Source organism: Pseudoduganella sp. RAF53_2 (assembly GCF_052113985.1).
In the GTDB taxonomy this organism is placed as follows: Bacteria; Pseudomonadota; Gammaproteobacteria; order Burkholderiales; family Burkholderiaceae_D; genus Rugamonas.
The window spans coordinates 1-1,516 of record NZ_JBFRDW010000955.1 but is presented as its reverse complement, the minus strand read 5'-3'; the positions used below and the strand labels follow the sequence as shown (position 1 = coordinate 1,516).

The following is a 1,516-nucleotide window of genomic DNA, read 5'->3' as shown; positions in this document are numbered from 1 at the left end:
GCGCAGACCTTCTTCCATAGCGATCGGGGAGATCAGCTTGACGGTGATCGACACGTTATCGCCAGGCATAACCATTTCCTTGTCCTTCGGCAGCTCGATGGAGCCGGTCACGTCGGTGGTACGGAARTAGAACTGYGGACGGTAGTTGTTGAAGAACGGSGTGTGACGGCCGCCTTCATCTTTCGACAGAACGTAGATCTCGCCGGTGAAGTGCGCGTGCGGCTTGATCGAGCCTGGCTTCGCCAGAACCTGACCACGCTGAACGTCTTCACGCTTGGTGCCGCGCAGCAGCAGACCAACGTTGTCGCCGGCTTGACCCTGATCCAGCAGCTTGCGGAACATTTCCACGCCGGTGCAGGTGGTCTTGACGGTGTCAACGATACCAACGATTTCGATTTCTTCGCCGACCTTGATGATGCCGCGCTCAACACGACCGGTCACCACGGTACCGCGGCCGGAGATCGAGAACACGTCTTCCACTGGCATCAGGAAGGTGCCGTCAACAGCGCGCTCTGGGGTTGGGATGTAGGTGTCCAGYGCATCGGCCAGACGCATGATGCAGTCTTCGCCCATTTCGCCAGCAGCGCCTTCCAGGGCCATACGTGCCGAACCCTTGATGATTGGCAGGTCGTCGCCTGGGAACTCGTACTTGGACAGCAGCTCGCGCACTTCCATTTCCACCAGYTCCAGCAGTTCAGCGTCRTCCACCAGGTCGCACTTGTTCAGGAACACGATGATGTAAGGAACGCCAACCTGACGCGCCAGCAGGATGTGCTCRCGGGTCTGAGGCATYGGGCCGTCAGCWGCSGAGCAAACCAGGATCGCGCCGTCCATCTGCGCAGCACCGGTAATCATGTTCTTGATGTAGTCGGCGTGGCCTGGGCAGTCAACGTGAGCGTAGTGACGGGTTGCGGTCTCGTACTCAACGTGCGCGGTGTTGATGGTAATGCCGCGTGCTTTTTCTTCAGGAGCAGCGTCGATCTGGTCGTAAGCTTTCGCTTCGCCGCCGAACTTCTTCGACAGAACGGTTGCGATTGCAGCGGTCAGGGTGGTTTTRCCRTGGTCAACGTGACCGATGGTGCCAACGTTCACGTGCGGYTTRGTCCGCTCGAACTTYTCTTTTGCCATTTTAGACTCCTAACAATGTTGAGTTGCTGGGCACGCGCCCGACTATCAGATAGATTTACTGCAGAATTCTGGTGCCCTTGACGTGGATTGAACACGTGGCCTCTCCCTTACCAAGGGAGTGCTCTACCACTGAGCTACAAGGGCTTATTTGATGCTTGTTAAAGCTTATGCAATGCAGGCCATACTGGAGCGGGTGAAGGGAATCGAACCCTCGTCTTAAGCTTGGAAGGCTTCAGCTCTACCATTGAGCTACACCCGCGAGGTCCGTCTTACATTCACTCTGTTCCTTGTTTTGGTGGAGGGGACTGGATTCGAACCAGTGTACTCATAAGAGGGCAGATTTACAGTGGATTCGAACCAGTGTACTCATAAGAGGGCAGATTTACAG

General features: G+C 56.2%; 1 protein-coding gene and 2 tRNA genes. All 3 read right to left on the bottom strand.

Annotated features, from left to right (window positions below; all coding sequences use genetic code 11):
• A partial coding sequence (gene tuf / locus AB4Z11_RS31375; RefSeq protein ID WP_442030037.1) for an elongation factor Tu occupies nt 1–1,128 on the bottom strand: 1,128 nt, incomplete at its 3' end.
• 69 nt (nt 1,129–1,197) lie between these two features.
• Nucleotides 1,198–1,272 (bottom strand) — tRNA-Thr (locus AB4Z11_RS31370).
• Nucleotides 1,273–1,313: 41 nt separating this feature from the next.
• Nucleotides 1,314–1,387 (bottom strand) — tRNA-Gly (locus AB4Z11_RS31365).
• Nucleotides 1,388–1,516: the final 129 nt, after the last annotated feature.